This window comes from Nocardia sp. N2S4-5 (genome assembly GCF_044628355.1).
Lineage (GTDB): Bacteria > Actinomycetota > Actinomycetes > Mycobacteriales > Mycobacteriaceae > Nocardia > Nocardia wallacei_B.
Genome location: NZ_JBIUPM010000001.1, coordinates 3,720,524 through 3,738,989, shown reverse-complemented (window position 1 = coordinate 3,738,989; position 18,466 = coordinate 3,720,524). Strand labels below are relative to the sequence as shown.

The window sequence follows — 18,466 nt, the reverse complement described above, 5'->3', positions numbered from 1 at the left end:
CTGCCAGAGGTTTCGGGAGGCGGGGTGGTGGATGTAATGGGGTGTCGGGGGTGGTGACTAGACTCGGTTGGCCGCCCTGATTCGCTTCCTCTGTGCCAGGAGTCTGTGTCATGCCCACCCATCGCCCACCTCTTGCGGGACTGGCCGCGGTGGCCGGTACCGATGCCGCGTTGTCGCAGGTCCGGAGCCTGGTCGGGCGGTCGCCCGTGCAGTTGGTGGCGCCGTCGGCGGTGCGGCCGTTCGTGGCGGAGACCCTCGCGCGGCAGCGGCCGCTGGTGGTGGTGACCGCCACGGGGCGCGAGGCCGACGATCTCACCGGTGAACTCGCCGAGATCCTCGGCGAGGGCGTGGCCTTGTTTCCCTCCTGGGAGACGCTGCCGCACGAGCGGCTCTCACCCGGCGCCGACACGGTCGGCCGCCGGTTGCAGGTGCTGCGTCGGCTGGCCCATCCGGAGGACCCGTTCTACCCGGAGCCGCTGCGGGTGGTCGTTACGACGGTGCGCTCGCTGGTCCAGCCGATGGCCGGGGGTCTCGGCGATATCGAGCCGATCGTGCTGCGCGTGGGCGTCGAGCACGACTTCGACGAACTGATCGCGCGCCTGGTCGAATTCGCCTACGAGCGGGTCGACATGGTCGGCAAGCGCGGTGAGTTCGCAGTGCGCGGCGGCATTCTCGACGTCTTCCCGCCGACCGCCGATCATCCGGTGCGCGTGGAGTTCTGGGGCGACGAGGTCACCGAGCTGCGCCCGTTCTCGGTGGCCGACCAGCGGTCGCTGCCCGAGGTGGACGTGGATGTCGTGGTGGCGCAGCCCTGCCGGGAACTGCTGCTGACCAGTGATCTGCGGGTGCGCGCGGCCGAGGTGGCCGCCGCGAATCCGGCCGACGCCGCGCTGGTCGAGATGCTGACGAAGCTGGCCGAGGGCATCCCGGTGGAGGGCATGGAGGCGCTGCTGCCGGCGCTGCGGCCCGGCGATCTGCAGCTGCTCACCGACGTACTGCCCGCGGAAACCCATGTGCTGCTCTGTGATCCGGAGAAGATCCGCACCCGCGCCGCCGACCTGGTCCGCACGGGACAGGAATTCCTGGAGGCGTCGTGGACGGCCGCGTCCTTCGGCGGCGCGGCGCCGCTGGGCGCGCACGGACTCGATCTGGCGGCCTCGGCCTATCGCGGGCTCGATGCTGTGCATGCCGGCGCCGACGAGCGCGGCCTGCCCTGGTGGACGCTGAGTCCGCTGGCCTCCGGCGATCCCGCCGAGGTGGTGCTGCCGGTGCTGGCCGCGCCGGTCGCGCGCGGCTCGGAGGAGCTGGTGGCGACGGTCTTCGCGTCGCTGCGCGCGCACGTGACGACCGGCGGCCGCGCGGTCGTGGTGGTCGCGGGACACGGTACGGCGCAACGCATCCGGGAGCGACTCGCCGACGCGGAGGTTCCGGCCGCGCCGCTGGAGCCGGGCACCGAGCCGGCGCCGGGCGTGGTCGGCGTGCTGTGCGGCTCACTGCACGACGGTGTGGTGTTCGAGGACGCCAAGCTGGTCGTCATCGCCGAGTCCGATCTCACCGGCAATCGGGTCACCGCACCCGGCGAGGGCAAGAAGCTGCCCGCGCGGCGGCGCAATCAGGTCGACCCGCTGGCGCTGTCCGCCGGTGACCTGGTGGTGCACGATCAGCACGGCATCGGCCGGTTCGTGGAGATGATCGAGCGCACCGTTGGCGGCGCGCGCCGGGAATACCTGGTGATCGAGTACGCGCCCGGCAAGCGCGGCCAGCCCGGTGACCGGCTGTACGTGCCGATGGACTCGCTCGATCAGCTGTCGCGCTACGTGGGCGGCGAGATGCCCGGCCTGTCCAAGCTCGGCGGCTCGGACTGGGCGAATACGAAACGCAAGGCGCGCAAGGCGGTTCGCGAGATCGCCACCGAGCTGGTGCAGCTGTACGCGGCCCGGCAGGCGGCCCCCGGGCACGCGTTCGGACCCGACACGCCGTGGCAGCAGGAGATGGAGGACGCCTTCGCGTTCACCGAGACCGTCGACCAGCTCACCGCCATCGCCGAGGTCAAGTCCGATATGGAGAAGGCCGTCCCGATGGACCGCGTGATCTGCGGCGACGTCGGTTACGGCAAGACCGAGATCGCGGTGCGCGCGGCGTTCAAGGCGGTGCAGGACGGCAAGCAGGTCGCGGTCCTGGTACCCACGACGCTGCTCGCCCAGCAGCATTTGCAGACTTTCATGGAGCGGGTCGCGGGGTTCCCGGTCACGGTGAAGGGCCTGTCCCGGTTCACCGACGCCGCCGAGTCGCGGCTGGTGCTCGACGGCATGGCCGCCGGCGACGTCGACATCGTCGTCGGCACGCACCGCCTGCTGCAGACCGGCATCCGGTGGAAGGAACTGGGCCTGGTCATCATCGACGAGGAACAGCGCTTCGGCGTGGAGCACAAGGAGCACATCAAGGCGCTGCGCACCCACGTCGACGTGCTGACCATGTCGGCCACCCCGATTCCGCGCACCCTGGAGATGAGCCTGGCCGGTATCCGCGAGATGTCGACCATCCTCACCCCGCCCGAGGAACGCCACCCCGTCCTCACCTACGTCGGCTCCTACAACGACAAGCAGGTCGCCGCCGCCATCCGCCGCGAGCTGCTGCGCGACGGGCAGGTGTTCTACGTGCACAACCGGGTGTCCTCGATCGACAAGTCCGCCAAGCGGATTCGCGATCTGGTACCCGAGGCGCGGGTGGCGATCGCGCACGGTCAGATGAACGAGGACACGCTGGAGAAGACCGTGCAGGGCTTCTGGGAGCGCGAATACGACGTGCTGGTGTGCACCACGATCATCGAGACCGGCCTGGACATCTCCAACGCCAACACACTGCTCGTGGAACGCGCCGACGCCCTGGGGCTTTCGCAACTGCACCAGTTGCGCGGCCGGGTCGGGCGCAGTCGCGAGCGCGGCTACGCCTACTTCCTGTACCCGCCGGACAAGCCGCTCACCGAGACGGCCTACGACCGGCTGGCGACCATCTCGCAGAACTCCGATCTGGGCGCCGGCATGGCCGTGGCGATGAAGGACCTCGAGATTCGCGGCGCCGGAAACGTGTTGGGCGCCGAGCAGTCCGGGCATGTCGCGGGCGTCGGCTTCGACCTGTATGTGCGGCTGGTCGGCGAGGCCGTGGAGGCGTACCGGGCCGCCGCGGACGGGCGGCCGATCATCACCGACGAGGAATCCAAGGAGGTGCGCATCGACCTGCCGGTGGACGCGCACATCCCGCCCGACTACATCGCCAGCGACCGGCTGCGCCTGGAGGCTTACCGCAAACTGGCTGCCGCACAGGATGATTCGGCGTTGGCGGGCGTGGTGGAGGAACTCGTCGACCGGTACGGGCCGCTGCCGGTGGAGGTCGGGCGGCTGGTGTCGGTGGCCAAGCTGCGGCTGCTGTGCCGGGAGTACGGGCTCACCGAGGTGGGTGTCAGCGGTACCACGCTGAAGCTGTCGCCGCTCCAGCTGCCCGACTCGAAACAGTTGCGGCTCAAGCGTTTGTACCCGAACGCCACCTACCGGCCCACCACCTCGATCGTGCAGCTGCCGCTGCCGCGGGTGGAGGACAGCGTCGGCGCGGCCCGGGTGCGGGATGTGCAGCTGCTGCAGTTCATCGCCGATCTGCTGCTGGCGCTGGACGGAAAGCCCCAGGGCACAGTCGATCTGCGGGTCGCGACCGAGGTGTCGGCGGCGCGATGAGCGCGGCCGACCCCACCGCGGCGGACTGTGCGCGGATGGCGCACGGCCTCGCCGCCGCCGTCGACGTCATGGACCGGCTGTGGAGTTTCGGCGGTTGGGAGGTCACCCAGACCCACGACTCGCTGCGGCCGTATCTGCTCGAGGAGACCTACGAACTGCTCGACGCCATCCAGCACGGCGACGTCGAGACCATCAAGGAGGAGCTCGGCGACCTGCTGCTCCAGGTGCTGTTCCATTCCCGGATCGCCGAGGCGGCAGGCGAATTCACCGTCGAGGACGTGGCGGCGGCACTGGTGGACAAGCTGGTCCACCGCAGCCCGCACCTGCTGGACGGCGCGGCGGATTTCGGCGACAGCGTCGAGGACAAGATCGCGGCGCAGGAAAAGGCCTGGGAGGAAAGGAAATCCACGGAGAAGGCCCGCCGTTCCTGCCTCGACGGCATCGCCCTGGCCCAGCCCGCCCTCGCCCTGGCCGAGAAGATCCGCTCCCGCAGCCTCAAGGCGGCCCTCCCCGAAAACCTGATCCCCGACACCCTCCGAGTAATCCACCTGGGCGCCCCGGACAGCGCCGAAGAACGCCTCCGCAAGGCAACCCTGACCTTCGCCACCCAGATCCGCGCGGCCGAGGACGCCGCCGAGGCAGCTCGCGGCGAGCGCGCCCCCCTGACCCCCGCCGACTGGCGCGCGTACTGGCCGAACTGATCGGCCGCTCAGTCCTCGGCGAGGTAGCGTTCCACGCTGGCTACCTTCGAGGTGAGGCCGTCGGTGACGCCCGGGCGGATGTCGGCCTTGATCACCAGGCTGCAGCGTGGGGCGGCGGCCATGACGGCGTCGGTGGCCTGTTTGATCACGGCCATCACCTCGTCCCAGTCGCCCTCGATCGAGGTGTACATGGCCGTGGTTTCGTTGGGCAGGCCGCTGGCCCGCACGACGCGCACGGCCTCGGCGACCGCCCGGCCGACGTCCTCTCCGGCGCCGAGTGGGGTGATCGAGAAGGCAGCAATCATGGGATCAATTGTGGTGTCGCGCCATGTCGTGCAGCGTAGCGACACGCGACTCCAGGTACTCCAGCTCGGACTCGTCGAGCACGGTGCGCTGAATTCCGGCCGACACCAGGAACGCGCCCTGGCGGTGATCATCGATCACGTCGACCTCGATCGCCACCGCCACGTAATCCTCGGCGTCGGGCATCGGGTCGGCGATGACGCGCGCGGTGCCGCGGGCGCACAGCGCCACATTGTCACCGCTGAGGAGCAGCAACGCCACGTCGGGACGCTTGCGTAACCGGGCCAGCGAGCCGCGATTGGACCTGAGGCTCAACAGGATTCGGTGATCCCCGGCGCGCACCGGCCAGGACACGGGGATGGCGTGGGGTGACGGGTCGGTGGTCACCAGCACCCCGATGGTGTCTCGTGGCCATTCCGGCAGTACGTCCAGTTCGGGATGCTCGGTCATCTCTGCCTGCGGCTCGGTCGAGGTCTCTTGACGTTCCCGGGCTTCGGCCACCATATTTCGTCACCTCACGGTCGTCTCGCGCTGCGGGCTGGGTCGCGCGTTTCCTAGCAGTGTAAGCCGTTGCGCCGCTTGCTCGCTGGGATGGAGACGGATATGGGGCCGGACCCGGGGCTCGTCAGGACGCGGCTCCGGCGGTGGCCAGGGCTTCGACAGACAGTGATCGGGCCCATTCGCGCGCCTGATCCTGCGACCGGATGGTGCCGGAGGCATCGTGGCGGCCGTGCTCGCCGAGCTGCCGCGCGCCGAGCGCGGTGAGTTTCTCGGCGCAGATCTCCCCGCCGCGGTTGAAGGTGTCGTCATAGACGATGTCGCCGAGGCCGAACACCGCGAACCGCAGCCCGGTCAGATCGGGCAGGCGGTCGTCGAGCTGGTCGAAGAACGGTTCGGCCCCGGTCGGCAGCTCGCCCGTGCCGTAGGTGGAGCAGACGAAGACGTGGAAGTCGTGCGCGTCCAGATCGTCGGTGTCGAACTCGGACATGTCGTAGATCGAGACGTCGTGCGCTCGCGACAGTTCGTCGGCGACGGCCTCGGCCGCCCGCTCCGCGGTGCCCATCTCGGACCCGAACAGAATCACTACCCGCACGCTGTCTCCCTCGTGTAGTCTCCACCCGAACGCTTGGTGAGCCTACCCTAACTTGTACACTGGGTGTGGTGCCCGGCCCGCGCGGATACCGACGGCCCGGAATCATTCCGTTACGGATGTGAAAACGTCTCGGGACCTGCGACCCGCCTGATTGACGAACAGGCATCGCTGGTTGCATCATTCGTAACAGTTCCCCGTCTTTCGGGGTCACGCGAGTGGCCGGTCGATGAACGCCCGGCGTAGCGAGTCGCTCACCGATTCCTGGTGCCCGACGAACGCAGCAGCATCCGTACGGCGCGCCCGCGCGCCCGAAGACGAGTGAGGTGAGTGCAATGGGATTTCGGCCCTACCGATACCGACTGTGGGCGGCCTTCCCGAACAGTCTGACCTCACGCGGTTTCTTGTAACGCATTCGACGCAGTGGTGAGCCCTCCGCCTGCGGCGGAGGGCATGCGGGCGTGGTCCTTATCGCGGAGGGCATGTGCGCGTGGCTCTTATCTCGGAGGCCCGCGCGTCCGGTGATTTCACGGGTGATGGTGCCCGCGGCTCCGCTCGGGGAGTCGCGGTCGGAGTACGAGGCAGGAGACGGTGATGACGGAATTCGACAAGGTGGAGACGGCCGGCCCGGCGACGGTGGCGAATCTCGCGGTGTCCGCGTCGGTGCTCGATGATCTGCGGTACCTGCGGGCCGAACTGGTAGCGGCCGAGCTGCCGTATCTGCTGGTACGCGACGGCGATCACGGCCTGGCGCTGGCCGTCGACGCCGCCTATCACGCGCAGCTGCGTCGGGTGCTGGGCGCGGCCATGGTGGCCGGATTCTCCTGTAACGAGTTGCGGCACAACGTGTTCCGCCTCGGCCGGGACATGGATCCGGCACACCACGTCGACCTCGAGCTATGGGAGTACCACGGTGACACGGTGTCGTGCCCGCGCCCGAACGCGCTGACCCGCAACGTCTTCGACGTCGCGGACGTGGAGTACACGACGGTACTGCTGTTCGACGGCAGCTGGCCCACCCTGGCGGGAATGTTCGCCCCGCACCCCACCGATGTCGGCTTCGACATCGACCTCGTCTACTCTTGGGTGGACGGCACCGACCCCGAATTCCGCGCCCGCCGTGCGGGAATGCTGGCCCAGGTGGTGGTCGGCGAGGGCGACGACGCCGACGCCCGCATCCGGCACATCGACGAGCTGAAGTACGCCCTGCGTTCGGTGCACAAGAACGCGCCGTGGATCCGCCGCATCTTCATCGCCACCGATTCCCGGGTGCCGGACTGGCTGGCCGACGATCCGAAGGTGACCGTCGTCCGGGCGCAGGACCACTTCTCCGACACCAGCGGACTGCCGGTGTTCAACTCGCACGCGGTGGAATGCCAGCTGCAGCACATCGAGGGGCTGTCGGAGCATTTCCTCTACTCCAACGACGACATGTTCTTCGCCCGCCCGGTGCGCCCGTCGATGTTCTTCACCCCGGGCGGGATCAGCCGGTTCATCGAGGCGGACACGCGCATCGGGCCCGGCAGCAACAACGAGCGGCGCAGCGGATTCGAGAACGCCGCGCGGGTGAACCGCGCGCTGCTGGCAAAGCGGTTCGGCCACATCATCACCCGACACCTCGAGCACACGCCGGTGCCGTTGCGGCGCAGCGTGCTGCTGGAGATGGAGCGCGAGTTCGGCGCCGACTTCGCGCGCACCCGCGGCAGCAGGTTCCGGGCGGCCACCGACATCTCGGTCACCAACTCGCTGTACCACTACTACGCGCTGCTCACCGGCCGCGCGGTACCGCAGGAAGCGGCCCGGGTGCGCTACGTCGACACCACCGGCTACGCCGGCCTGGCCCTGTTGGACGGCCTGGCGCGACGGCGCAAGGTGGACTTCTTCTGCCTCAACGACGGCAGTTTCCCCGAGGTCCCCGAGGCCGAGCGGGTCCGCGTCGTCTCGCAGTTCCTCGAGGGCTACTTCCCGGACCCGGCGCCCTGGGAGCGCGTCACCGCCGCCGACCCGCTGGCGGCGCTGGAGCCGGGCGCCGCGTAGGACAGTCCGTGGATGGGTCCGCGGTTCAGCGGACCGATTCGTCGTCCGATTCGGCGGTTTGTTCCCGGCGGTTCAGGACCTGCGGGATGCGGGAGGCGGGCGGGATGAGGATTCCCGCTCGCTCGAGCCGCTCGGCGGCCTCCGCGGGGCTCGCGGGTTGCCCGACCGTCGGGCCGCGGTCGATCGGCACCACCGAGTGCACCACGGTGTCCGGGTAGACGTGCACGTAGTTGAAGCTCTGCGCGCCGTCGCGGCCGCGCTGACCGCCTTCGGCGACGGCCAGGTCCTGGCTGTAGCAGGCGGAGGACGCCACCGACACCGGGATGCCGGCGAACGTCGCCGTGGTCGAGTAGTGCAGGTGCCCGGCGAGAATGCTGCGCACATCGGTGCCGTCCAGGACGTCGGCGAGCCGCTTCTGGTCGCGCAGCTCCACCGTCACCGCCAGGTCCTGGATGCACGGCACCGGCGGATGATGCATGGCGAGGATCGTGCCGAACGGGGCGGGCTCGGCCAATACCGAACGCAGCCAAGCCAATTGGTCGTCGGTGAGTTCGCCGTAGTGGTGGCCCGGGACGGTGGTGTCCAGCACCACGATGCGCAGCCCGTCGATGGTGTGCACCCGGTCGAAGGGTGCGGCCGAACCGTCCTCGTCGAGCAACTGCTCGCGCAGCGTGGCGCGGTCGTCGTGGTTGCCGGTGACCCAGACGACGGGCGCGCCGAGCCGATCGGCGAACGGCTCCACCAGTGCGCGCAGCTTGTTGTACGCGCGCGGCTCGCCGTGGTCGGTCAGATCGCCGGTGAACAGGATGGCGGTCGGCGTGATGCCGCCCGCCTCGGCCCGGTCCAGGAGCTGGCGTAGGCGCTGTTCGGCGTCGACAGCGCCGTACAGCGCGCCGTCGTCGGCGATCAGGTGGGTGTCACTGAAGTGGAACAGGACATGGTCCGGTCGTGGGTATTCCGCGACTCTGCTGATGGGCACCGGATTCCTCCCGGATACGGGCTTGGCTTCGCCTCCGCGTCAGAATAACGAAGCTGATCCCTACTAAATGCCCACGCCGGATGACGACATGCTTACGTCCAGATGAGAATTTCGTGTCAGCTCGCGCCGCCGAGACTACCGGCCAGCACCCGCGGCCGAGCGTGTTCGCGCCCGCCCAGCAGGGCGAAGTACCGCCGCAGCATGAGTCCGGCGGTCGCGGCGAGCCCGGCCGTGAGCCCCCACCACACGCCCGCCGCGCCGAGCCCGGCCGGGTAGGCGAGCGCCAGCGCTGTGGGCAATCCCACAATCCAGTAGCCGACCAGCGACAGCCGGAACCCGGCCCGCGTCTCCTTCAATCCGCGCAGCAGCCCGGTGCCGATGTTCTGCGCGGCGTCGAAGAACTGCAGCACGATCGCGATCAGCAGCAGGGTGTGCGCGAGTGCGACGGTGTCGCCGTCGCGGTGGGCGAGGAACGGGCGCAGCACCACATCCGGCGCCACCACGTACAGCAGCCCGACCAGCGTGGCGACCACCGCGGCGTGCCGCAGGGCCAGCCACGCCAGCGACTGCGCGTGCCGGTGCTCGTCGCGCGCCACGGCCTTGCTGACCAGGATCGAGACGCCGTGCGAGAGGCCGATCGCCACCTGGAACACGATGTAGACCAGCTGGTAGACCACGTTGTGCGCGGCCAGCGCGGCCGGTCCCAGCGCACCCATGACCAGCGCCAGTACGGAGAACATGCCCGCTTCGGATCCGTAGGTCAGCGCGATCGGGGTGCCCAGCCGCAACTCTTCGGCGACGGTCCGCCACCGCACCGGCCACATCCGCACCGGCAGCGTCGGCCGCAGGCGGGCGTCGCGGCGCACCATCGCCCAGAAGACGCCGAAGGTGATCAGGAAGACCAGCGAGGTGGCGAGCCCGATGCCGGTGAGGCCGAGCGCGGGCAGACCCGCCCAGCCGTGCATGAGCCCAAGGGCGAGAACGACATTCAGCGCCACCGAGCCGAGGGTTACCAGCAGCAGCGCCTGAGGCCGCTGCATGCCGACGGTGTACTGGCGCAGCACCTGGAACCACAGGCACGGCAGCAACCCGGGAGCCAGCGCGACCATCATCGGCCGCGCCGCGGACAGCACCGCCGCGTCCTGGCCGAGCCACTGCAACGACCAGCCCAGCGCCATCAGCACCAGCCCGCCCAGCAGGCCCGCGGCCGTCGCGATCAGGAAGCTGGACCGGACCACGTCGCGGATCTCGTGGTCGGCGTCGGCATTGCGCTGCCCGGCCCGGCTCGCCACCGTGGCGACCTGGTTGCCGGTCGCGGTGATCAGGCCGACGCACATGGTCCGGATCTGGTTGAACAGCGTCATGGCCAGGCCACCGGCGGCGACCTGGGTGATGCCGAGCGAGCCCATCAGCGCGATATTGGTCGTCGACACCGCGACCTGCGCGAGCTGCGTCAGCGCGATCGGCGTCGCCAGCGTCGTCAGACTGCGCCAATCGGATCGGTGCGATGCGCTGCTCATTCCGCCCTTCCGTGTATGAGAATCACATTCTTACTAGGGTGCATCGATATTCTCGTTAGGTATACCTTACTCACCGCGCGCCCACCAGATCGCGGCGCGCGGGCGAGTAGCGATCGAGCAGGTCGAGTACTGCGCTCTCGGAGCTTTCGTCCAGCAGGTCGCGTTCGTTCATCCAGTCGTCGTCGAAGACCGTATCCAGATACTTTTCGCCGCCGTCGCACACGATCGTTACCACGGTCGACCCGGCCGGGAACTGTTCCAGGCGGGTGAGCGCGGCGTGCACCGAGCCGCCGGCCGAGCCACCGATCAGCAGGCCCAGTCTCGCGGCCACCGCACGCGCCGTGGCGAACGCGTCCACGTCCGACACCTTGACGCCCTCGTCCAGCAGCGAGTAGTCGACCGCGGTGCCGACGGTGGCGCCGGGCGGGGTGCCGGTGCCGGACTGCCAGTACGGTCCGCCCTCCCCGCCGAACGCGATCGAGCCGATCGGCTCGACGCCGATCACCCGTGCCGCGCAACCCAGTTCGCGCAGGCGGCGGGCGGTGCCGAACAGCGAGCCGCCGGTGCCGACGGCCGACAGCAGGATATCGACGCTGCCCAGATCATCCAGCAACTCCTCGGCGACCGCGTAGTAGCCGAGGGCGTTGGCGTCGTTGTTGTGCTGCTCGGTGAAGTAGGCGTCGGGGCGGGCAGCGGCCATCGCCTCGGCGAGGTCCTCTCGCGCCGAGGTGGCCAGACTGTCGTCTCCGTCATCGGCGACGTACACGAGTTCGGCTCCCATGGCTCGCATCGCGCGTAGTTTGTCCTTGCAGGCGTGGTGGTCGACGACCGCGGTGAAGCGATACCCGCGCTCGGCTGCCACTACCGCCAGTCCCAGTCCGGTGTTGCCGGACGTGGACTCGATGATATGCCCGCCATCTTTCAGCAATCCTCGACGCTCCGCGTCGCGCACCATTTCCCGGGCCATCCGGATCTTGGCCGCGCCGGTCGGGTTGAACTGTTCGAGCTTGAGCAGCAGCCGGGTGCCGGTGTCGGTGGCGGCGAGTTCGAACAACGGGGTGTTGCCGATCAGGTCCGTCACACGGGTGACGAGCGCCATGAAGTCTCCTCGGACTATGGGTGTGGAAGGGAGGTGTGTGACGGGGACGCTAGCGCGCGTCGAGGGTCCAGCGGAACCGGCCGCCGGGCGCCTCGTGCAGCACCACCTTGGGTGGAATCGGTAACTCGTGGAACGCCGATTCGTTGGAATCCATCTGATATCCGGCGGTATTGGGGTAGACGAGCAGGTCGCCGGGCACCGCGGGCCGCGCCAGCGGGATGCGCCGCCAGCTGAGCATGTCGGAGTCGAGGCAGGTGGCCGCGCCGACGCTCGCGGGAGTGCGGGTGCCGGGCCGGGTGGGCCACAGCACCGGGTCGGGGAGGTATTCGCTGTCGAACCACTGTTCGGACAGGCTCAGGCTGGTCCCGTCGACCGTGAGCAGCTGGTACGGGAGACCCTGTGCGGTGCGGGTTTTCGTGCCTTGGACGCGGAAGACGGTGCTGCCCGCGCGGTCCAGGAGAGCGCGGCCCGGTTCGATCGCCAAGCGAATGCCGTTGTCCCGCAGTGTTTTCGCCAAGCCCTGGTGGTTGAGGACGGCGGCCAGCGCGGCCGGGCCCGCGGTCGCGCTGTGGTACGGGTAGTACGAATCGAACCTCTTCCCCCGTGAAACCAGTGCGGCCCCGCGCCTTCGGTGAACTCCCGCCACGACTGCTCGGCGACGTAGTCGACCGCGAAGCCGCCGCCGATGGAGATCATCGTCGCCGGGTGGCCGAGTGCGCGCGCTTCCCGGCAGCGGGCCACGAGTGCGGCGGCCAGTTCGGCGCGGGGTATCGGCTGGTAGCCGGAGAGATGGAAGCTGAATCCGGCGATGCGGACCGGCCCGAGATCGGTGCGGGCCAGCGCGCGATCGAGTTCGTCGCCGGTCATGCCGAAGCGGCTGTCCGACTCCGGGGGGAGCGCGCGCAACAGCACGCGCACCGGAATGACCTGCGCCGCAAGCTGGTCCAGTTCGTCGTCCGTGTCGACGGCGATGAGCGCACCGTGGCGCGCCGCCAACCACAGCAGCTCGTCGGACTTGGCCGGGCCGGTGACCATCAGCTCGTCGCCCCGGACGCCCTGCGCCAGCGCAGAATTCAGCTCCCCGACGCTCGCCACGTCCACCCCGGCGCCGTGCTCGGCGCACGCCCGCGCCACGCACCCGGCCTTGTTCGCCTTCTTGCCGTAGTAGATCGCGCCGTCGACGCCGGTTCGCTCGAACACTTCCCGGAACGCCTCGATAGTGCGCCCCACCCGCGCCGGGAACATCACGTGAAACGGCCCGCCGACCGCGAACGCGATGTCCCCCAACAAGTCCGGATCGGCCAGCAATCGCCGCTCCCAGTCGTCCCGGTGGGCGGGCAGCGCGGGCGCGGCGCACGGTGGCGCGCCCGCGTTCAATCCCATATGGGGACCTCCGTGCCGCGGCCGTCGGCGATGGCGCGTTCCGCGAGGGCGTGGGCGACGGCGATGTCGGTGAGGACCAGGCCGCTGTTGTAGACGAAGATGCGCTGGTCGTCGCCGGTGCGGCCGACGCCGCGGCGGCTGAGGATCTGCGGCAGCTCGATATCGACGGGTCGCAGGCGGCCGTCCGGGCCGGCCATGTCGGTGCCGGTCAGCGACATCTGCTCGGCGTTGGTGGCGACCACACGGTCGGCGTCGGTCAGCGCCGACGGCGCGAGTCCGTAGCCGACCAGCACCGCCACCGAACCCGGTGCCAGATCCCCGGATTCGAGGGCGACCTTGGTGCCGGGACCGGCCGTCGCGAGCACCACGTCGGCCTCGCGTGCGGCCGCGTAGGGATCCGACACGGTCTCCAATTCGGTGTGCGGGTGATGGGCGGCCAACTGCTCGTGCACCGCCTTCAGCCCGTCCGGATGCGTGCCGTACAGCATCAGGTGATTCAGCTGCGGGTTCGCGGCGAGCAGGTGCGGCAGCGCGTTCCGGCCCTGCGTGCCGGTGCCGATCAGCAGCACGCTGCGCGCATCGGAGCGGATGGTCTCGCGGACCAGCAGCGCCGACACCGCCGGGGTGCGCAGGGCGCCGACCCGGGCGCAGTCCATCATCGCGATCGGCATGCCGGTCGCGTCGTCGTACAGCGTGATCGTGGTGTAGTAGCGCTTGGTGCTGCGGTCGTGGCTGGGATCGAATTTGTAGGAGGTCTTCATCGCCACCACCCGGCGCCGGCCGTCGCGGCCGAGCATGGCGTAGGCGACCGACCAGCCGTCGGGATGGGCGACGCTGAGCTTGCGCGGATTGTCCGAATCTCCCGACGCCAGTGCGATATACGCCTCCTCGACGGCGCGCACCACGTCCACCGGGGTGATCGGGACGTCGGCGAGGTCGCTGCGGCTGAGTACCCGCAGCGGGATGCGCCGGGTGGTCACTGGCTTCCTCGGTTCATCGGTCTGGAACCTCCTGTGTCGCAGTGTCTTTCGAGTCGAAGGGGGTGACCGTGCGCTGGCCGTAACCACTTTCGGCGGCCTCGGCCGCGGGCCTGCGGCGCGGCAGGCGGATGTTGACCCGCTTGAGCCAGCGGTCCGTCCCGTCGTAGCGCGGCGTGAACGGCACCCGTCCGTGTACTACCACGTCGTTGTCCACCAGTAACAGATCACCCGGTGCGAGGACGGCCGTGCGGCATACTCGCTCCAGCTCGGCCCCGAGATGGGCGTAGGCGCTGCGGAATTCGGCGTCGGCGTCGTCGAGCGGGGTGTAGGCCGGGTCGTAGCGCAGCGTCGGGCGGCCGTCGTGGTCACCGACGGTCGGCAGCGGCGTCGCCGGGTACCGGTGAAAATCGGTGCCGTAGGAGACATCCGGCAGGATCGGCAGCGTCGGCTCGCTCAGCCGCCGCCGTTGCCGCTCGTCCAGGCGCACCTGCCGCACCGACGACACGGTGGTGCCGACGCGGTCGGGGTTGCGCAGGCAGCCGAGCATGAGCAGGTGGGCGCGGCGGGGGTGGAAGGCGTCCTCGGTGTGCGGGGTGAGCAGCGTGGTGCTGGAGGCGCCGGACTGCTCGTGCTCGTGCCCGAGGGAAGGGACGATGTTGTTCACCATCCGGCCGTTCTGCTGGCCCTGCCACCCGAACGGCGCACCGGCGGCGCGGGCCAGCAGGAGCATCGTGATGTCCCATTGGAACGAGGCGTGGCGATGGGCCGGATCGCCGCTCCACGCGGCGGCCTGCCGCCAGTCGCGCGGGGTGGGGCCCAATTCTTCGTCGCTCAGCGGTAACCGGCTCACGATCGCGGCGCCGGCCGCGGACACGGGCGGTCGCAGCACGGTGCGCACGGCCTCGGGTAAACGCGCGGCATGCGTGTCGATCAAGTCGATCAGCGCCGTATCGGTGAGAGTGGCGGCGCGCGCGGCGGAACCCGGCATGCTCTCGATTGTGACCGCGATGTCGCGGGCCGTGTCGCGAACGGCCTGTGCGGCCGCGGCGGGCAGCGCGCGTCGTTCGATCTCGTCCGATTCGGTGGGGTGGTGCGTCATACGTTCGCAGAGAACGTTTTCCACCAGGAATTCCCTTCTTCGCAACGGTGGTGAAGCAGGTGGTGAAGACTCGGTCTGCGAAATTAGTCTCTCCCGAGAGCTTAAGCAAGGCTTACCTAAAGTGTGTCGCGGGAAAGGCGAACGGAGAGCGCGGAGATCAGCTAGCAGGGTAACCATGCAGCTAATCGGTCCGACGCGCCGGTGTCGGAGGGCGACGTGGACGTCCGCATGCCCTGTATCGCAGAATCATAAGGTTAGCCTTGGCTGGCATAGCTGACTCGGATGAGGGACGAGGCACCTGCGATGACGACCATGACCAGACGACGGTTGCTCGGCGCCGGATTCGGAGTGGGTGCCGCACTGGCACTGGGCGCCTGCGGGCGCGCCTCCGGCGACACCGGGACCCTACGTGTCGGCGCACTGGGCAAAGCCTCAGCGCTGCAACAGGATCCGCACGCGAACCTGAGCAATGAGAGCGACTTCCTGATCGCGTCGCTGATCTACGAGCCGCTCACGGTGCCCGGCGCCGACCCGACCGTGCAGCCGCGCCTGGCCGCCGCCTGGTCCGCGGACGCCGCGCAGCGGCGCTGGGTGTTCACTCTCGTCGAGGGCGCGACCTTCCACGACGGCAGTCCGGTCACCGCCGAGGATGTGGTGTGGTCGCTGCGCCGCCTGCGTGAGGTGGGCGGTGAGTCGAAGATGCCGGTGGCGCGGCCCGACGACATCGCCGCCGACGGGCCGGGCCGCGTGGTGGTGACGGCGGCGGCGCCGAACACCCAGATTCCGGTGCTGGTGCGGCTGATGACGTTCACGGTCAAGCAGGGGACGACGGACTTCTCGAATGCCGTGGGGAGCGGGCCTTTTCGGCTCGAGTCCTATCGGCAGGGCAACGCCCGGCTGGTGCGCAACGACTCCTGGCACGGGCCGCGGCCGCGGCTGGAGGCCATCGAGGTCACCATGTTCGACAACGTGGACGCGCTGTCGAACGCGGTGGTCGGCGGGCAGGTCGACCTGGCGTCCAACGTCGGCGCGATCGCCGGGCGCACCGCCGCCGGGCGCGGTGACCTGCACGTTGTCCGGCGGCCCAACGACACCGCGGTCGCTATCGCCATGCGCACCGCCGACGGACCCTTCGCCGACCCGCGGGTGCGCACCGCGCTGCGGTTGGCCGCGGACCGCGATGCGCTGGTGGCGCAGGCCTTTTCGGGGTACGGCAGCGTCGCCAACGACGTCCTCGGCACCGGGGATCCGGAGTACGCCAAGGATATTCCGCAGCGTCGCCGCGACCCGGACCGGGCGCGGGCGCTGCTGGCGGAGGCGCGTTTCGATACCGGCGCGACCTATCAGCTGGTCACCAAGGAGGAGGCGCCCGGCGAGGTGGAGTCGGCGCGGGTATTCGCCACCCAGCTGCGCGATATCGGCGTGAATGTCGAAGTGGTAGTGCAGGACTCGGGCACCTTCTACGAGCGCACCTGGTTGCACGCGCCGCTGTACACGGTCAACTGGGGCACCAACGACTCGGTGCTGTTCTACGCCGCCAAGCTGCTGTCCTCGGGCAGCAATCGCAACGAAACCGCCTTCGCCGACAACGAATTCGACGCCGCTACCGCCGCGGCGCTGGGTGCCGCCGATCCGGCCGCGTATGCCAGGGCGTGCCGGGCGGTGCAGCAGATCGAGCACGATCGGGGCGGATACCTGGTGTGGGGCATGGCCGACGGCATTGATATCGCGTCGAGCCGGGTGCGCGACCTGCCGACGCTGGGCGGGTTCGGGCGCGTGCAGCTGGAACGGGTATGGCTCACGTGAGTGTGGTCGCCGAACCGGCGGTGCTCGGCGTCACGGACCGTGGGCGCGGCGGTGTCGCGGTCGCGGTGGCCGGGTTCGTGTTGCGCCGGGTCGGGCTGTTGCTGGTGTTGTTGACGCTGGTGTTCTGCGCGGTCTCGGTGTTGCCCGGCGACGCCGCCCGCGCGGCGCTGGATCGCGGGGCGAGCCCGGAGACGGTCGCCGCCAAGCGGCACGAGCTCGGGCTGGACCGGCCGCTGCCGCAACGATTCTGGTCGTGGCTGAACGGGTTGGTCACCGGTGACTTCGGCACTACGGCGCACGGTCGGCCGATCGCCGATCTGCTCGCCGCGTCCGCGCCGCAGACGCTGCTGCTGGGCGGAATCGCCTTCGCGGTCACCGTCTTCGCGTCGATGGCGTGCGGAATGTGGTGGGCGACAAAGCCGGACGGGTGGGCCGCGCGGGTACTGCAACCGGCGACCGCGATGGTGGTCGCGCTGCCGGAGTTCGTGGTCGCCGCCGGACTGATCGCGGTCTTCTCGTTCGCGGCCGGTTGGCTGCCCGCCGTGACCGTCGCCGGTCGCTCCGGATTCCCCGCGAGCGCCGACATGCTGGTGCTCCCCGCCCTGGCCCTGGCACTGCCACAGACCGGCTGGAACACCCGGGTGGTCCGCGGCGCACTCGCCGACGCCGCCCGCGCGCCACACGTGGAACACGCGGAGCTGGAAGGCCTTTCGCCGACCCGCCTGATGACCCGACACATCTTCCCGGTAGCACTACCCGCCATCGCGGCCTCCTACGCCACGACGGTGGGCATGCTGCTCGGCGGCGCTTTGGTCGTCGAGAGCCTCTTCAACTACCCAGGCCTCGGAGCCCTCCTCGCCGGCTCCGTCGCCGACCGCGACACCGGCCTGGCCGCCGCCACCGCCGCAGCAGCAGGCGTAATCATCATGTGCGTCCTACTGACAGCAGACGGCCTGCGCGCCTGGGCAATGCGAGGTCGGCGATGAACCCGATTCCGGCCACCCCGAGCCCAGCACTACCGCGGCCGTGGCGCGAGGGCGCAGCCGTTGGCAGAGGTGTCGCCTCGAAAGGCGATGGCGTGGTGGCGGGCGGAGCGTCACCGCGATCGTGCCGCGAGCAAGTAGTGGCTGTTGGCGGTGGGGTTGCGTCGAGTGTGGGCGGTGGGGTGGTGGTGGGCGGAGTATCGCTGCGGTCGTGTCGCGAGGAAGTAGTGGCTGTTGGCGGTGGCGTTGCGTCGAGTGTGGGCGATGGGGTGGTGGTGGGCGGAGTGTCACTGTGGTCGCGTTGCGAGGAAGTCGGGGCCGTTGACGGTGGTGGCGTGTGGGGTATCGCTGCGGTCGTGCCGCGAGGAAGTCGCGGCCGTTGGCAGAGGTGTCGTTTCAAGTGTGGGTGGGGTGGTGGCGGGTGGAGCGTCACTGCGGTCGTGGCAGCGGGAAGTCGTGGCTGTTGGCGGTGGCGTTGTGTCGAGTGTGAGCGATCAGGTGGTGTCGGGTGGAGTGTCACCGTGGTCGTGTTGCGAGGAAGTCGCGGCCGTTGATGGTGATGGGGTGGTAGCGGGCGGAGTACCACCGTGGTCGTGTGGCGAGCAAGTAGTGGCTGTTGATGGAGGTGTCGCGTCGGGTGTGAGTGGTGGGGTGGTGGCGTGTGGAGTATCGCTGCGGTCGTGTGGCGAGGAAGTAGTGGCTGTTGGCGGTGGCGTTGTGTCGAGTGTGGGCGGCGGGGTTGTGGCGAACGGAGTATC

General features: G+C 69.6%; 15 protein-coding genes. 5 read left to right on the top strand and 10 right to left on the bottom strand.

Going from position 1 to position 18,466, the window contains the following annotated elements:
- Nucleotides 1–110: 110 nt before the first annotated feature.
- Both mfd and ACFMRZ_RS17110 read left to right on the top strand, forming a co-directional pair.
- Nucleotides 111–3,728 carry a transcription-repair coupling factor gene (mfd, locus tag ACFMRZ_RS17115; RefSeq protein ID WP_400179924.1) on the top strand — a complete coding sequence of 1,206 codons (3,618 nt, stop codon included), beginning with the start codon at nucleotides 111–113 and terminating at the stop codon, nucleotides 3,726–3,728.
- The gene (locus tag ACFMRZ_RS17110) at nucleotides 3,725–4,429 is read left to right on the top strand and encodes a MazG family protein (protein WP_400179923.1); all 705 of its coding nucleotides are present in this window, start codon (nucleotides 3,725–3,727) and stop codon (nucleotides 4,427–4,429) included. The genes mfd and ACFMRZ_RS17110 overlap by 4 nt, the downstream gene beginning before the upstream one ends.
- A gap of 8 nt (nucleotides 4,430–4,437) precedes the next feature.
- Here the strand turns inward: ACFMRZ_RS17110 and ACFMRZ_RS17105 are convergent, their stop codons facing one another.
- The 3 genes from ACFMRZ_RS17105 to ACFMRZ_RS17095 all read right to left on the bottom strand — a co-directional run bounded on the left by ACFMRZ_RS17105 (nucleotide 4,438) and on the right by ACFMRZ_RS17095 (nucleotide 5,825).
- Nucleotides 4,438–4,734, bottom strand: coding sequence for an MTH1187 family thiamine-binding protein (locus ACFMRZ_RS17105; RefSeq protein ID WP_400179921.1), 297 nt, complete (start codon nucleotides 4,732–4,734; stop codon nucleotides 4,438–4,440).
- A 4-nt stretch (nucleotides 4,735–4,738) separates the two neighbouring features.
- Nucleotides 4,739–5,236, bottom strand: coding sequence for a hypothetical protein (locus ACFMRZ_RS17100; RefSeq protein WP_280273693.1), 498 nt, complete (start codon nucleotides 5,234–5,236; stop codon nucleotides 4,739–4,741).
- A gap of 121 nt (nucleotides 5,237–5,357) precedes the next feature.
- Nucleotides 5,358–5,825 (bottom strand): flavodoxin domain-containing protein, encoded by a 468-nt coding sequence (locus ACFMRZ_RS17095; protein ID WP_400179919.1) that lies wholly within the window; start codon nucleotides 5,823–5,825, stop codon nucleotides 5,358–5,360.
- Between the two features lie 591 nt (nucleotides 5,826–6,416).
- Here ACFMRZ_RS17095 and ACFMRZ_RS17090 point away from each other — a divergent pair.
- Nucleotides 6,417–7,859 carry a stealth family protein gene (locus ACFMRZ_RS17090; protein ID WP_280273695.1) on the top strand — a complete coding sequence of 481 codons (1,443 nt, stop codon included), beginning with the start codon at nucleotides 6,417–6,419 and terminating at the stop codon, nucleotides 7,857–7,859.
- 25 nt (nucleotides 7,860–7,884) lie between these two features.
- On the opposite strand, the gene ACFMRZ_RS17085 is transcribed toward ACFMRZ_RS17090, so the two are convergent.
- From ACFMRZ_RS17085 to ACFMRZ_RS17055, 7 genes are all read right to left on the bottom strand, one after another.
- Complete coding sequence (locus ACFMRZ_RS17085; protein WP_400179918.1) at nucleotides 7,885–8,838, bottom strand: phosphodiesterase; 954 nt, start codon at nucleotides 8,836–8,838, stop codon at nucleotides 7,885–7,887.
- A gap of 116 nt (nucleotides 8,839–8,954) precedes the next feature.
- Complete coding sequence (locus ACFMRZ_RS17080; RefSeq protein ID WP_400179917.1) at nucleotides 8,955–10,358, bottom strand: MATE family efflux transporter; 1,404 nt, start codon at nucleotides 10,356–10,358, stop codon at nucleotides 8,955–8,957.
- A 70-nt stretch (nucleotides 10,359–10,428) separates the two neighbouring features.
- Nucleotides 10,429–11,457, bottom strand: coding sequence for a PLP-dependent cysteine synthase family protein (locus tag ACFMRZ_RS17075; protein WP_400179916.1), 1,029 nt, complete (start codon nucleotides 11,455–11,457; stop codon nucleotides 10,429–10,431).
- 49 nt (nucleotides 11,458–11,506) lie between these two features.
- Nucleotides 11,507–11,767: a hypothetical protein gene (locus ACFMRZ_RS17070; RefSeq protein WP_400179915.1), complete on the bottom strand. Its 261-nt coding sequence runs from the start codon at nucleotides 11,765–11,767 to the stop codon at nucleotides 11,507–11,509.
- 44 nt (nucleotides 11,768–11,811) lie between these two features.
- Nucleotides 11,812–12,840: a hypothetical protein gene (locus tag ACFMRZ_RS17065; protein ID WP_400179914.1), complete on the bottom strand. Its 1,029-nt coding sequence runs from the start codon at nucleotides 12,838–12,840 to the stop codon at nucleotides 11,812–11,814.
- The gene (locus tag ACFMRZ_RS17060) at nucleotides 12,831–13,820 is read right to left on the bottom strand and encodes an ornithine cyclodeaminase family protein (RefSeq protein WP_400179913.1); all 990 of its coding nucleotides are present in this window, start codon (nucleotides 13,818–13,820) and stop codon (nucleotides 12,831–12,833) included. The genes ACFMRZ_RS17065 and ACFMRZ_RS17060 overlap by 10 nt, the downstream gene beginning before the upstream one ends.
- A 13-nt stretch (nucleotides 13,821–13,833) precedes the next feature.
- Nucleotides 13,834–14,919, bottom strand: a complete 1,086-nt coding sequence (locus tag ACFMRZ_RS17055) for a TauD/TfdA family dioxygenase (protein WP_400179912.1) — start codon at nucleotides 14,917–14,919, stop codon at nucleotides 13,834–13,836.
- Nucleotides 14,920–15,231: 312 nt separating this feature from the next.
- On the opposite strand from ACFMRZ_RS17055, the gene ACFMRZ_RS17050 reads away from it, so the two are divergent.
- Together ACFMRZ_RS17050 and ACFMRZ_RS17045 are read left to right on the top strand one after the other, a co-directional pair.
- Complete coding sequence (locus ACFMRZ_RS17050) at nucleotides 15,232–16,725, top strand: ABC transporter substrate-binding protein (RefSeq protein WP_400179911.1); 1,494 nt, start codon at nucleotides 15,232–15,234, stop codon at nucleotides 16,723–16,725.
- Nucleotides 16,713–17,711, top strand: a complete 999-nt coding sequence (locus tag ACFMRZ_RS17045) for an ABC transporter permease (protein ID WP_400179910.1) — start codon at nucleotides 16,713–16,715, stop codon at nucleotides 17,709–17,711. The genes ACFMRZ_RS17050 and ACFMRZ_RS17045 overlap by 13 nt, the downstream gene beginning before the upstream one ends.
- Nucleotides 17,712–18,466: the final 755 nt, after the last annotated feature.